The following is a 13,982-nucleotide window of genomic DNA, read 5'->3' on the forward strand; positions in this document are numbered from 1 at the left end:
TCAGACTTTCTTGATGGCAGCTTTGCCAAACAACCCGGCTGGCTTGACAGCCAGTACGAGCAAGAGCAATACCAGGCCCGGTACTTCCTTATAGCCGGTAGAGACATAAAAACCGGTCAGGGTTTCTGCAATACCGAGTATCAGGCCACCGACGATGGCACCGACACCTGAAGTCAGCCCGCCGATGATGGCAACCGCAAAAGCCTTGAGGCCCAGTGCAGAACCCATGGTAGCGCCGGTCAGTGTCAATGGCGCTACGAGTACGCCAGCAAAAGCAGCAGTAGCAGATGACAACGCATAAGAGAAAGTAATCACCATGCTGGTATTGATGCCCATCAGGCCAGCGGCATCCCTGTCATTCGATGTGGCGACCACGGCCTTGCCATAAATCGATTTACGATTGAAGAATTCAACCGCCAGCATCATGGCCAGGGCACCCAGAACCACCACTACCTGCATGGCCTGTACATTCGCGCCCAATATCTGGAACGGCGCCGCCGACAATGGCGAGGGGAAGGTCAGATCATCTTTGCCCCAGATATTTTCTGCGACATTTTTAAAGATGATAGCCAGTGCGATGGTGGACATGATCCAGCCAAATTCCGATTTGATCTTGATGGCGGGGCGCACACCTATCCATTCCACCACCATGCCCTGCAAGGCGCCAAACAGCAGCACCAGCGGTATCATCAACCAATAATTCAAATACGGACCGCCATGGACATTGCCAACGACGCTGAGGCCAACCAGAGCTCCGAGCATCAGAGCTTCACCTTGACCGAAATTAAGTGTGCCTGACGTGGCAAAAGTCAGCTGGTAGCCAAAGGCGATGACGGCATAGATCATCCCCAAAGCGATACCGCTGAAAACAAGCTGAAGTAAGATTTCCATTTTTTCCACCCAATGGAGTGCAGTCCACCAGCCTGCCTGGTTCGCGACCTTGCAGGGAGCTGGTGATTGCCTGTCTAAAGAAAAGGTCAGTCCCGATATTGGCGACTGACCAGATGGCTAGCTTGAGAGTGTTCCGGCCTTATTTGGCAAGAACAACCCGCCCGCCCTTGGCTTCGCCCATGACAGGGATGCCCGGTTTGATCGCCTCATGGTCATCATGCGTGAAGGGTTTATCGTAGGTGGTGACAACGCCTTCCACTTTTTCATTCAGGTTTTCCAGCGCTTCACGTATTTTCACGCCGTCCGTTGAGCCTGCCTGCTTGATGGCGGCTGCCAGCAGGTAAATGGAATCGTAACCCTGTGCCGCCGATACTGCGGAAGGCATGCGTTCAGTCTTGTAGGCTTTCTGATAGGCTTCGATGAAGGCCTTGCGTTTTGGTGTGCTGGGGTCCTGGATGAAGGTTTGCGGCATCATGGCGCCATCCCCGTTCTTCCCGGCATTGTCGAGGAAGTTACCCATGGAGAGTGTCCAGCTGCCTATCATCGGGACTTTCCAGCTCAATTTTTCCATGCCGTTGGCAATTTGCGCCAGCTCTGGCCCTATGCCATAAGTCAGTATGGCTTGTGCACCGGCCTGCTTGGCTTTCAAAAGCTGCGGTGTCATGTCAACATCCTTGATGTTGAATTTTTCTACCACAACAGGTTTGACGCCTTTGGCGTTCAGGGTTTTTTCCAGGTCTTCACGCCCCAATTGACCATAGTTGGTGGAGTCCGCCAGAATCGCGACCTTGGTGAACTTGTGCTTGACGAGTGCCGTATCAACGATCATCGATGACTGAATGGTGTCGTTGGCGGCGGTACGGAAAATGTAGTTATCCTTGTGTTCAGGCGCCACAAACTGCTTGGTCACCACACTGCCGGTCGCCACATTGTTCAGCACCGGGATTTTTGCATCCTGGTAAAAACGCTGGGAAGCGAGTGCCACACCGGTATTGATGTAGCCAACCGTTGCAACAACTTTTTCCTTGTTGATAAGTTCCTGCGCTACCTGTACGCCACGTTCATTTTTTGCTTCATCATCACGCTCCACCAATTGCAACTGACGCCCGAGCACTCCGCCTTTGGCATTGATTTCTGCAACGGCCAGCTTGACACCGTCACGCATGGATACCCCCATAGGTGCCGAACCACCGGTAAACGGGCCCGCTACACCGATCTTGATGGGTTCTGCTGCATTGCTGGCAGCAGCCAGACCGATGACAATGGACGCGACGAGGGTTTTGATTTGAAAGGACATACTGGTCTCCTGATTTTTTATGTGAGTACTTCAAAAAAATAAATTCATGAATTACCGCCATAAATTATCAGGAAATTAGAAATTTCTCAGACTTCATTCTACTTAAGTAAAACTACGCAAGTCCGATAAAAAAAGTCATCTGTTACTCGCCACTCTGGAGCGCAAAGCCTTGAATGACAAGGGTTTGCGCATGGGGAAAGTTTTTTAAAGACTAAAAAATGCAAAAAATGAGTTGTAACTGGTGGAAACACTTTCACGCTAACGATGAAAGATTTTCATACCCAAAGCCAGAAACCGAAAAGATAAGTACCAAAACCGCGACAAAAAGACGATCGTCTGGAGCTGCGGATTGAAATGTGCAACTATCGAGCCAGCTTGCCTGCAGGTAGCTTCGCTTACTTCAGCAGACTGAAAACCTTGCTGATGGCTTTGCTTCCGGCGCCAAGCGGATCCTGACGTATGGACTTTTCTTCTTCCGCTATCATCAGAAAAAGAGCATCCATGGCTTTTTGGGTAACATAGCCTTCAACAGTCGCTTCTTGTTGGGATACTGCTCCAAATTTTTGAGCCTGCCCCATGATGCCATTGTATTTGGCTGACAGGCCAGCCTTGTCTGTCACACCTTTGACAAGAGGCAAGAATTTGGCGCTTAAAGGCGCAGAGGTTTTCTCCCGGAAAAAATCAGTCACCGAAGTTTCTCCTCCTGTCAGAATATTCTTTGCATCGGTCAGTGTCATCGATTTGACCGCATTGACCAGCAGTGGCTTGGCCATGGGCACAGCAGCTTCTGCAGCACGATTCATTGATACCACGAGTTCATCGAGTTGCTGCCCCTTGCCTGTCATCTGCAAAATCGGACGCGCTTTTTCCAGAATGGAAGGCAGTTGTATCTTGACCTTCTCATTATTCAAGAAACCATTTTCCACACCGAGTTTGCCTATGGCTGCGGCCGAACCTTTGTCCAATGCTGCTTTCAAGCCCGTGCTGGCCTCCTGGTTGCTGAGGTCGGCGAACGACATGGCATGTGCTACTGTCACACTGAGTGCAAGGCCGGCGACGACGGCCAGACGGAAGAATAAGGCAGAGATGGAAGTCATGGTTTTTCCTGGTTAAATATTGCTATTCTATCCAAGGAAAACCCCTTGTGCGGGCATTAGTTCGTCAACAAATGTGCCAAAACCAAAACACCCTGTCACTCAGGGATGAGCCATTGCAACCAGCCAGATGCAACAATCAAATATCATCAACCATGTACAGACGCCTGTGCTCACGCATGGCGTAGCGGTCAGTCATGCCAGCAATGTAGTCGGCAATTTTCCTCACCTGCTGTTCCTGTCTTTGCTCATCGCTTTTTGCGTCGTGTACCTGGTAGTCATGCGGCAGCAGATTCGGCTCTTCATGCAGTGCCGAAAATAGTTCGCTGATAGTACGCCTGGCCTTGAAGGTCATACGATTGACCTGGTAATGGCGATACAGGTTTTCGAATAAAAACTGCTTGAGGTCCTGTGCCTGCTGGAACATGGTGTCTGAAAAGGCGATCATTCTTTCCATATTGCGTACTTCATCAATGGAAGCCGGACCGCAGGCACGTATTTTTTCTGCCGAAGTTTGTATCAGGTCAACGATCAGGGTATTGATCATGCGCCGTATGGTTTCTGCTATGGCACGACGGCCGCTGATGCCGGGATAGGCCGCATCGACGATGACACGATGGCGGGCATAGATATCAACATGCATCAACTGCGACTCCTGCAAGAGCCCGGAGCGCAAACCATCATCTATATCGTGATTACTGTAGGCGATGGCATCAGCCAGGTTGGTGACCTGTGCCTCCAGTCCCGGTCGTTTTTTTTCGATGAAACGCTGACCGACATCACCAAGCAGTCTGGCATTATTGAGCGAACAATGCTTGAGTATGCCTTCACGCGTTTCAAAAGTGAGATTGAGACCGTCAAAAGCGCCGTAGCGCTCTTCCAGCACATCAACTACGCGCAGGCTTTGCAGATTATGTTCAAAACCGCCAAAGGGCTTCATGCAGGCATTCAAGGCATCCTGGCCGGCATGGCCAAAGGGGGTGTGCCCCAGGTCATGCGCCAGCGAAATGGCTTCGACCAGGTCTTCATTCAAGCCAAGATTGCGAGCGATCGAGCGGCCGATTTGAGCCACCTCAAGACTGTGTGTCAGCCGGTTGCGAAACAAGTCGCCTTCGTGATTGACGAAGACCTGGGTCTTGTACTCCAGCCGCCGGAAAGCAGTGCAATGGATGATGCGGTCGCGGTCGCGCTGGAACTCACTGCGTGATGAAGATGGATCCTCAGCGTGACGCCGGCCTCGCGAGCTGGCGGACTTGGCAGCATAAGGGGCGAGGTGGGCGTCGGTAAACATGAATTTTAATTTGCGATACAGCTACGCAGGGTTGCCAGCAGCATCTCTTGCGGTACCGTTGTAATGACAGCCTGCCCCAGTGGTCTCAACAGAATGAACTTGATCTTGCCACCTTCATTTTTCTTGTCGACTTCCATCAATTCAAGCCATCGTTCCTCACCCAGGTCAGGAGCAACCGTAGGCAACCCGGCAGCCTCAACTACTTGCTTGATACGCGTCTTGCTGACGTAATCAATGTAACCCAGGCGGCATGACAGGTCAGCCGCCATGACCATGCCACAACCAACAGCTTCGCCGTGCAGCCATTTGCCATAACCGAGACCGGATTCAATGGCATGACCAAACGTATGGCCGAAATTCAGTATTGCCCGCAGGCCGCCTTCACGCTCATCCTGCCGGACGACATCCGCCTTGATTTCACAGGAGCGCAGGATGGCATGGGTCAGTGCCTTGGGGTCTTTGGCCCGCAGGGCAGACATATTGGCTTCTATCCAGTCAAAAAACGCTGCGTCAATGATGGCGCCATGCTTGATAACTTCAGCCAGACCAGCCGACAATTCAGCATCAGGCAGGGTTTGCAGGCTGCTTATGTCAGCAATCACCGCCTGAGGCTGGTAAAAAGCGCCTATCATGTTTTTGCCCAAAGGATGGTTGATGCCGGTCTTGCCACCAACAGAAGAATCAACCTGCGACAAAAGCGTCGTGGGAATCTGCACAAAAGGCACACCACGCATATAGGCAGAAGCGGCAAAGCCGGTCATATCGCCGATAACGCCGCCACCCAGGGCAAGCAGGGTGGTCTGACGATCACATTTATGCGCAAGCAAAGCATCAAAGATCAGCATCAGGCTGGTCCAGTTTTTTTGCTCTTCACCGTCAGGCAGGACCACTGATACGACTTCCTTGCCAGCAGAGCGCAACGCTGCTTCAAGCGCGCCCAGGTAAAGCGGTGCAACCACGGTGTTGGTCACGACAACAGTTTTTTTTCCTTTTATCCTAGACGACAGGAAGTCACTATCAGACAGTAGCGCAGTCCCAATGGCGATAGGATAACTGCGTTCACCAAGGTCAACATTGAGGATAGTACCGATGGTGGAAGGGGGACTTGTAGCTGACATGGCGGTTTTGTTTGCGGTAAGTAAAGCATCGGGAACATGGTACAGGTTTTCCTGTGCCAGTTTGTCGAGTACGGATTGCACCAAAAACTGCACGTTCGGGCGCCCGGTCTCTATGGTGACATGGGCTACCTCCTGGTAGAGAGGTGCGCGCTGGGCTTCCAGCTCTTCGAGTTTTTTGCGTGGGTCTGCGGTGCGCAGCAAGGGACGATTCTTGTCGTGACGGGTACGTTGCAAAATGCTGTGTATACCGGCGCGCAAATAAATAACGGTGCCGCGTTCATGCAAAAGCTTTCTGCTCTCTGCATTCAACACTGCACCGCCACCTGTTGCCAAAACAATGTTTTCCTGGGAAGTCAGATCACGTATGACATCTGCTTCTCTTTGCCGGAAACTGGCTTCACCTTCAATTTCAAAAATCACGGGAATTGAGACACCCGTTCGTGCCTCAATTTCGTGATCAGAATCAATAAATCGCTTATTGAGTTTTTTTGCCAGGGCCCGGCCAACCGTGGTTTTGCCGGAGCCCATCAGGCCTACGAGAAAAATATTCTTCAAAACAATACCTAGGTCTACGCTTTCTGAGCAATCCCGCTTTACAGAAGTAAAGGGGGATATTTCTGGTTTGAAGCAAATAAAACCTATTTTGTAGAAATTTTCCTATTAAAGCAACCTTTAAAAGTCCAGGAATTTATCCGGGACCTCTACGATCCATTAACAGCCAGCACCACCATTGAGATCTTTGATCGTCATGGTACTTGTGGTGGAGATATTCAAACTATCCTTGACAGTAATGGTCACTGCAGTGTCCGCAGCCACACAGCGTGTACCCTGAGTACCCAAGCTGACATTGACAGTACGACCAGTAAAGCTCAGCGGATTCAAAGGATCAGGGCTGGTACCGGCAACAGTGGACAACACGGTGTTATTGGTAAATACCTGGAATGGGCCGTTACCACCGGAGATAGTCAAAGAAATAGTGGCATTATTTGTTTCATTGATATTCCAGACTATCGGACTCAACTGCATGTTCGACGTCTGCGCAGCAACAGTAATGTCACTAGATACTACTTTTCCTGTCGCATCAGTAACAACAACTGAAGCTGCACCAACCCTTGCCAAAAGGACAGAAATCGTTCCGGCACTATTGAGCACAGCACCACTGGTCACTGTTGCATTTGCAGGCACGCTCGAAACAACACTATACGGAGCACTACCGCCATCTACCCGGATGAAAACTGTATCGCCGACAAAGCCATTAATTGTAGTTGGAGCAATGTTCAATGTTGCTGCTGGTGCAGATAAAACATTAACAGTCAGCGTAATGGGAGTTCCCACACTATCAACAAGGCGAACAGTTGATGTACCGGCTACAACACCTGTAATAGTCAATGTACCACCTGTGACAACAGCAGTCGCAACCCTCGTGTCGCTACTAGTTGCAAAATAAGGAGCAGTACCACCGCCGACGGTATAAGTTGGAGCAGCGCCTGGAGCAACAGTAATCGTGGCAGGTGCTGAAGTAAACAAAGCTACTGTCGCACCAGAACCCACGCTCACTGCGATAGTTACATTACCACCTGCAGCATCTTTTACAACCACATTGGCAGTTCCCGTCGCAACACCTGTAACCGTGAAATTATTCCCACTCAAAACCACCGTAACTATGGATGTATTGCTGCTGGCAACGGAATAAGGTGCCGTACCACCACCAATCTGAAATGCCGGACTTGCACCAACGGCAATAGTTACAGCAGATGGCGCTGTTGTGAACAGATTATTGACACCTCCAGAACCCAAGGTAACGTTGATACTGAGAGTTGCGCCAGCAGCGTCACGTAAAACGACGACTGCTTTCCCAGATCCCACGCCAGTCAAAGTCAAACTATTGCCAGACACAGCTGAGGTAACGACTGAAGTATTGCTGCTGGTAGCAGTATAAGGAGCAGTACCGCCGCCAAGAACATAAGTTCCGCTACCTGCAACAGTCAGCGTAATATCACCAGGAGCGGTCGTATAGAAAGGTGCGCCAGAACCAATTGTTACGTCTATGTTTACAGGCGTGCCCAAACTATCTTTAACAGTGACCGTTGTTCTACCTGCTGCAACACCATTAATTGTAAATTTATTACCATTAATACCTACACTGGCGATTTGAGGATTACCGCTAGTGACTGTATAAATCTGGCTACCCCCACCGATCGTAAAGGTTGGGCTGGAAGTACCAACACCGACTGTCAATATTGCGGGCGCAGAAGTAAACAAGGCTGCACTCGACCCCACAGTAACCGTAATTTGTACATTGCCAGTACTTGCATCACGAAGAACAATTTTAGATTGACCAACACTGACACCAGTAACTGTCAACTTATTGTCAGTGATAGTTGCCGTTGCTACAGCAACGTTACTGCTACCGACTGTATAAGGGCCATTACCACCGCCAACAGTATAAGAAGCAGCAGCGCCAACTCCTATATTGATATCGCCTGCGGCATTCGTGAATAAAGGATCTGTGGAACCGACAACAACATTGACCGATTTAACCCCGCCAATACCATCTCTGACAGTCACTACAGCCTTACCACCTGAAACACCGATGATGATAAAGCGATTGCCACTAAACCTGACATCGGCAACAGCGCTATTGCTGGTGGTAACGTCATAAACAAGACTACCGCCACCAATTGTATATTCTGGACTTTGTGCGCCGACTCCAACAGTCACATCACTTGGCGCTGTCGTGAACAAATCAATGCCAGAGCCAACAGTAACGTCAATTTTAACCTCGGCCCCGGCAGCATCTTTGACAGAAATAGTAGCAGCACCACCGCCACCGCCTTTAATAGTCAAAGTCTTATCCGAAATCGTAACAATTGCTGCGGCGCTATTACTGCTGGCGGTATAGCCAGGAACACCACCACCTATGGTATAGACCTGGGTTGCACCAGGCGCTATCGTTATCTTGTCTGCAGCCGTGGTAAACAATTTGGCTGTGCTGGTAGACCCGGCAGAGCCGCCGCCGCCGCCGCAGGCACTAAGGCTAATCAATAAGATCAGTGCGAATAAACCGCGAATATACTTCATCATGAAACACCTATATTTTTTACGAATTCAGGAAATCGGTCTGCCATAAATCTATATGACATATATTAAGTACAAATGACTCTTACTGTTTGTTACTGAATTTCTCAGCAATAATTTTGGGAGTAATGAAAATCAGCAATTCAGTCTTGTCATTGGTACGACCTGTAGACTTGAACAAATTACCAAACAGCGGCAAATCTCCAAAGAATGGCACTTTTGTCACACTATCACGTTCTGTCTGCTGGAAGATACCACCAAGTACAACTGTCCCGCCATTTTCAACTAAAACGATAGTTTTCACTTCCTTGGTGTCAATCGCAAAACCAGCCCTTGTTTCAACCCCAACACTATCCTTGTGTACATCGACGTCAAGGATAACATTACCATCCGGGGTAATCTGCGGCGTCACTTCAAGTCTCAAAGAAGCTTTACGGAAGAAAATCGACGTCGCGCCACTTGATGTAGCCACCTGGTAGGGCAATTCGGTACCCTGCTCGATCGAAGCCTTCAACTGGTCGGCCGTAACCACTCGCGGACTGGAGACGATTTTACCTTTACCATCAGCCTCTAATGCGGACAATTCCAGATTCAGGAAACGATTTGCCGCAGAAGAAAACAGACTGACTGCCAGACTGCCTGGGTTGAGGCCGTTAATACCTGAAGCAGGCAAACTGACAAACTGAGTATTCGGGATATAACTTTGATCAGTAATTTTTGCCTGGCCGGTCTGCTCACCGACACCAAGATAATTACCAGTTAAAGCCACACGCTGATTCCCTTGCAATTGATAACCTGCATCACCGCCACGCAGACCACGCATATCGATGAAACCCAGTTTTGCACCAAGGTTCTTGCTGAATTTATCATCAGCTTCGACAATCCGCGCCTCAATCAATACCTGTCTTGAAGCGATATCAGTTTTGTTAATCAGCTTGCGCACCTCTTCCAGCTTGGAGGAAATATCTGTCACGAATAACTGATTGGTTCGTGGCTCAATCACGGCACTGCCGCGCTTGGACAGAATGCGATTACTTGTACCAGCTCCTTCAATACCAAAGACTTGTTTGAATGACTCAACCTTTTGATAGTTGAGCTGGAAGGACTCTGTTTTCAGCGGTTCAAGCTCAGCAATTTGTGCTTTCTGTTCCAGTTCCAACTTCTCTTTGGTAAGCAATTCCTCTTTTGGTGCGATCCAGATGACAGAACCATTTTTTCGCATATCCAGTCCTTTGGACTGCATGATGATATCAAGAGCCTGATCCCATGGCACATCTTTCAACCGTAGGGTAATGGTGCCATTGACCGTGTCGCTGGCAATGATGTTGAGGCTGCTGACTTCGGCAATGATTTGCAATATCGCACGGATCTCGATATTCTGGAAGTTGAAGGAAAGGCGCTCACCACGGTAACCCTGCGTTCCTTGCGTCAATTTATTCGGATCTTCCTTGATCGGTTTGACTTCGATCACAAATTGCGTGTCGCTCTGGTAGGCACTATGCTCCCACAAACCAGTTGGCTCGATAACCATGTGCACATTATCGCCCTGAGGCGTAGTTGTGATGATTTGCACAGGTGAACCATAGTCAGCCACATCAAGACGGCGGCGCAGCGATTCGGGCAAGGAAACTTTGAGGAAATCAACAACGATTTTTTGCCCTTGCTGGCGAATGTCGACCGCGACCTGGTCAAGTGGCAAATCAATGACTATACGCCCCTCACCTCCAGCACCACGACGGAAGTCGATGTCACGCAAAGCCCGCTTACCGGCAACTGCGGCAGTCTGTACATTAACGGGAAGTCCCTGGGCATTGACAGGTGTTGCAACGCCGCCCGAAGCATCAATAGTGACAATCAGGGAATTACCGTCCAGTGCGGTAGCATAATTGAGGGATTTGTTCAGATTGAAAATCAGACGCGAGCGGCCAGCGGCCTCAATCAGGTTGATTGCCCGCAAATCGCCCATATTCATTTCGTAGTTGGATTTGCCGGTGTTATTGGTGATATCAGCAAAATCAAGCACGACCCTGGAAGGGCTGGCAATCGCAAAACCGACAGGCAGTTTTTGCAAAGGCTTCTTCATGGTGACTTTGACAACAATATTCGCTCCTTGCTGGTTGGCAGTAAGCGACTCAATCGAATTCGTCTGAGCAAATGCAGTACTGCACAAACCAAGCAACGCAAACAAAATAAACTTAACCAATTTGGCGCCCCTTTTACTTGTATTTATCAACGCATTCATTTTTTTGCCTCCTGCAACTCTAACTTGGTCTGACGCTCGGTCCAGTCACCGGCCGCGTCCTGAACAGTTTCCTTGATATCTATTGCATTCTCCGAAATGCTGGTAATCAATCCCAGATTTTGTCCCAGATACGCTCCCAGTTTCACTTGATAGACCGTCTTATCAACTTGCACAAGGCCATAGACCATCTTGTTTTTTTCAATAGTACCTACCATCTTCAGGCTATCCAGCGGAAATGCCTCCAATGCTTCTCTGGGCCTGTCCAGATTCGGCGCTTTGATGCCATTTCCGGATTCAGCCTTGATCCTCGCGAGTACCACCAGCAATTTGGCGGGATCGAATGGATCAACCTCGCCCTTACCCGCATAAGCAAATGGCACATATACTTTAGGCGGGCTGATTTTAGGAACACCAGGTCTAGCCTGCTTTTGTTCTGCATCCATCCAGGCGCGCAATTCGGTCTCTTCCCCTTCTCCACATGCTGTCAGCGATATGACCAGCATCATGTAAGTCAGGGGCCTGACGAGGATTCTTTTCATTTCTTAGGCTCCTTTTTCTTTTTATCAGCCTGATCCTGAACTTCATCCTTGTTCAGATAACGGAAAGTCTTGGCCGTTACATCCAGAGACAGTCCACCATCTTTTAAAGCAGTGATGCCCAAATTGTTTAAAGTCACAATCCTTGGCAATTTCGCAATGTCGCTGACAAACTGGCCGAGATCATGGTAACTACCCTGAATTTTGATCGTGATAGGCAACTCGGCATAATAATCCTTGACTGCAGGCAACCCCGGTTTGAACGAGTCAAATTGCAAGCCACGGCCCAGGCCAGCCTGGTTAATGTCAGCCAGCAATGCAGCCATTTCTGCCTGGCTAGGCAATTGCTTCTCCATCGTTGCTACGTATTGCTGAACCAGTTTTCTTTGCTCTTTCAAAGCTTCAAGATTGACTGCCTGCTGCAACTTGGCTTTGTATTCTGCCCTGAGTTTGACCTCTTCTGCCTGCCCTGCTTCAATTGCCTGCATTTGCCCATCCCATTGCAGGAGCCAGCCAAGGGCGACAACTGTAATCAACACAGCCGTTGCCACAGCAGCACGGGGCGCAATAGGCCAAAGACCGGGATGCAGTCCATTCAAGCCTTGAAATTGGGCGCTTATAGACTGGCCAACTTCATTCAGATTTATCGCCATTTACAATCTTCCGTTGTATTGCAAAAAAAACTTATTTGGACGCACTAGTGACAGATGCTGCCGATGCAGGGGCCGCCAATTTTTTACTACCGTCTTCGGCTTGCGAAGCAGCTGCCTCTTCACGTTCACGCGGACGCTTGATACTGACATTCACCTGGAAATCAAACACTTTTTTGGCATCCTTGCCGGTACCCAAACCAGTGGAATGAATATCGTCAAGGTCAGGCTTATACATCCAGTCCGACTTGCTGCCCAGGTTTCTGATAAATTCAGCCACCCTGTCCTGGGATTGCGCATAGCCATTCAACACGACCTTCTGACCATCCTGCTTGAGTGTTTTCAAGTACACGCCTTCCGGTGTCAACTTGACCAGTTCATCCAGCAGGTAGACGGGTTGATTACGGTCCCCCTGCAAATCCTCTACCGCTTGCTGACGTGCTTTCAGGCCATCAATTTCCTGCTTCAGGGTGGCAATTTCTTTGATGCGTTCGTCAAGTTTGGTGTTTTCTTTTTTGATAAACGTGTTTTTATCAGTTTGTATCGTCAATTCACGACCAAAATACAAACTGACGACGACAACGATCAAGGCACCGAAAATCGCCGAAAGCAACAACATTGCATAAAAATCGCTTTTTAGCTGCTTGCGCTTCTCTTCCCTGTGCGGCAGGAGATTAATCTTGATCATCAGCCGAATCTCCGTAAAGCCAGACCACAAGCAACCATGTAGGCAGGCGCATCGTGGCGCAATGCTTTTTCATTGACACCTGATCCCAGCTCCATGCCTTTGAACGGGCTGACAACTGCTGTCGATATCTTGGTGCGCTCTGCAATGATCTCGACCAGACCGGGAATGACCGCACAGCCACCTGTCAGATAAATCTGGTCTACCCGGGTAAAAGGGGTGGAAGTGAAAAAGAACTGTATTGCCCTGGTCACTTCCAGCGCGGCGCTTTCAAGGAAAGGTTCGAGCAATTCCATTTCATAAGTATCCGGCAGATCACCATTTTTCTTCTTGATCTCCGCTTCTTCGACAGACATGCCATAATTCCGGACAATGTCCTGGGTCAGTTGCGCACCGCCGAATTGCTGTTCACGTTCATAAATCACCTCATCATTAAGCATGATGAAAATATACGTACGCTTGGCACCAATCTGGAAAATCGCATAAATCTGGTCTTTACCGCCATTCGATTGCTGCGCAATCAAACGTGAAATGGACGCACGTGCGGCATAGGATTCGATATCCATGACTTTCGCCTGCAATCCTGCTGCCTGTATGATTGCCACACGATCTTCAATTTTTTCTTTTCTCGATGCAGCAAGCATGACTTCTATATCTTCTTCAGCATTTGCTGCCGGTCCTAACACACAGAAGTCCAGACTCACCTCATCCATGGAGAAGGGGATGTATTGACTGGCTTCGGATTCCACCTGCACTTCAAGTGCCTGTTCGGTCAAAGTTCCGGCAAGAATAATTTTTTTAGTAATAACGGCTGATGCCGGCATGGCCATCGCGACGTTTTTTGCTGACGTTCCACTCTTCTTAACGAGTTTGCGTACCGTCTCGGTAACTTGTTCAATATTTTCAATATTGCCATCCAGCACTGCCCCTTTGGGCAATGGTTCAGAGGCATAGCGCTCAAGCCGATATGACTTATTGGCTCCCTCCGAGAGTTCAACAAGCTTGATATCAAGAGAGCTGATATCCAGACCAAATAGTGGCGGATTTTTTCTGCCGAGCAATGAAGCCAGATCTAAAGCCAAGAATATCCCCTCACGATT

General features: G+C 49.2%; 11 protein-coding genes. All 11 read right to left on the reverse strand.

The window, feature by feature from the left end:
- The 11 genes from LZ463_RS00770 to LZ463_RS00820 all read right to left on the reverse strand — a co-directional run bounded on the left by LZ463_RS00770 (position 1) and on the right by LZ463_RS00820 (position 13,964).
- Positions 1-891, reverse strand: coding sequence for a branched-chain amino acid ABC transporter permease (locus tag LZ463_RS00770; RefSeq protein WP_241452842.1), 891 nt, complete (start codon positions 889-891; stop codon positions 1-3).
- A 139-nt stretch (positions 892-1,030) separates the two neighbouring features.
- The gene (locus LZ463_RS00775) at positions 1,031-2,188 is read right to left on the reverse strand and encodes an ABC transporter substrate-binding protein (RefSeq protein ID WP_241452844.1); all 1,158 of its coding nucleotides are present in this window, start codon (positions 2,186-2,188) and stop codon (positions 1,031-1,033) included.
- Positions 2,189-2,583: 395 nt separating this feature from the next.
- The gene (locus tag LZ463_RS00780; RefSeq protein WP_241452845.1) at positions 2,584-3,285 is read right to left on the reverse strand and encodes a DUF4197 domain-containing protein; all 702 of its coding nucleotides are present in this window, start codon (positions 3,283-3,285) and stop codon (positions 2,584-2,586) included.
- 136 nt (positions 3,286-3,421) lie between these two features.
- Complete coding sequence (locus LZ463_RS00785; protein ID WP_241452847.1) at positions 3,422-4,573, reverse strand: deoxyguanosinetriphosphate triphosphohydrolase; 1,152 nt, start codon at positions 4,571-4,573, stop codon at positions 3,422-3,424.
- Between the two features lie 5 nt (positions 4,574-4,578).
- A complete protein-coding gene (aroKB, locus tag LZ463_RS00790; RefSeq protein WP_277623933.1) occupies positions 4,579-6,219 on the reverse strand; it encodes a bifunctional shikimate kinase/3-dehydroquinate synthase AroKB in 1,641 nt (546 codons plus the stop codon).
- A gap of 183 nt (positions 6,220-6,402) precedes the next feature.
- Positions 6,403-8,775 carry a beta strand repeat-containing protein gene (locus LZ463_RS00795; protein ID WP_241452851.1) on the reverse strand — a complete coding sequence of 791 codons (2,373 nt, stop codon included), beginning with the start codon at positions 8,773-8,775 and terminating at the stop codon, positions 6,403-6,405.
- A 79-nt stretch (positions 8,776-8,854) separates the two neighbouring features.
- Positions 8,855-11,011, reverse strand: a complete 2,157-nt coding sequence (locus LZ463_RS00800; protein WP_489686072.1) for a type IV pilus secretin PilQ — start codon at positions 11,009-11,011, stop codon at positions 8,855-8,857.
- Entirely contained in the window at positions 11,008-11,550 is a 543-nt protein-coding gene (locus tag LZ463_RS00805) for a pilus assembly protein PilP (RefSeq protein WP_241452855.1), read from the reverse strand. The genes LZ463_RS00800 and LZ463_RS00805 overlap by 4 nt, the downstream gene beginning before the upstream one ends.
- The gene (locus tag LZ463_RS00810) at positions 11,547-12,200 is read right to left on the reverse strand and encodes a type IV pilus inner membrane component PilO (protein ID WP_277623916.1); all 654 of its coding nucleotides are present in this window, start codon (positions 12,198-12,200) and stop codon (positions 11,547-11,549) included. Before LZ463_RS00810 ends, LZ463_RS00805 begins: the two co-directional genes overlap by 4 nt.
- A gap of 31 nt (positions 12,201-12,231) precedes the next feature.
- Positions 12,232-12,885: a PilN domain-containing protein gene (locus tag LZ463_RS00815; RefSeq protein ID WP_241452859.1), complete on the reverse strand. Its 654-nt coding sequence runs from the start codon at positions 12,883-12,885 to the stop codon at positions 12,232-12,234.
- Positions 12,885-13,964 carry a pilus assembly protein PilM gene (locus tag LZ463_RS00820; RefSeq protein WP_241452861.1) on the reverse strand — a complete coding sequence of 360 codons (1,080 nt, stop codon included), beginning with the start codon at positions 13,962-13,964 and terminating at the stop codon, positions 12,885-12,887. The genes LZ463_RS00815 and LZ463_RS00820 overlap by 1 nt, the downstream gene beginning before the upstream one ends.
- Positions 13,965-13,982 lie beyond the last annotated feature (18 nt).

The organism is Undibacterium paludis, from assembly GCF_022568815.1.
Lineage (GTDB): Bacteria > Pseudomonadota > Gammaproteobacteria > Burkholderiales > Burkholderiaceae_D > Undibacterium.

Coding starts and splice junctions, on each gene's coding strand:
- LZ463_RS00800 (WP_489686072.1), bottom strand. CDS start 11,011: ATGAATGCGTTGATAAATACAAGTAAAAGGGGCGCCAAATTGGTTAAG.
- LZ463_RS00780 (WP_241452845.1), bottom strand. CDS start 3,285: ATGACTTCCATCTCTGCCTTATTCTTCCGTCTGGCCGTCGTCGCCGGC.
- LZ463_RS00770 (WP_241452842.1), bottom strand. CDS start 891: ATGGAAATCTTACTTCAGCTTGTTTTCAGCGGTATCGCTTTGGGGATG.
- LZ463_RS00805 (WP_241452855.1), bottom strand. CDS start 11,550: ATGAAAAGAATCCTCGTCAGGCCCCTGACTTACATGATGCTGGTCATA.
- LZ463_RS00785 (WP_241452847.1), bottom strand. CDS start 4,573: ATGTTTACCGACGCCCACCTCGCCCCTTATGCTGCCAAGTCCGCCAGC.
- LZ463_RS00810 (WP_277623916.1), bottom strand. CDS start 12,200: ATGGCGATAAATCTGAATGAAGTTGGCCAGTCTATAAGCGCCCAATTT.
- LZ463_RS00815 (WP_241452859.1), bottom strand. CDS start 12,885: ATGATCAAGATTAATCTCCTGCCGCACAGGGAAGAGAAGCGCAAGCAG.
- LZ463_RS00795 (WP_241452851.1), bottom strand. CDS start 8,775: ATGATGAAGTATATTCGCGGTTTATTCGCACTGATCTTATTGATTAGC.
- LZ463_RS00775 (WP_241452844.1), bottom strand. CDS start 2,188: ATGTCCTTTCAAATCAAAACCCTCGTCGCGTCCATTGTCATCGGTCTG.
- aroKB (WP_277623933.1), bottom strand. CDS start 6,219: ATGGGCTCCGGCAAAACCACGGTTGGCCGGGCCCTGGCAAAAAAACTC.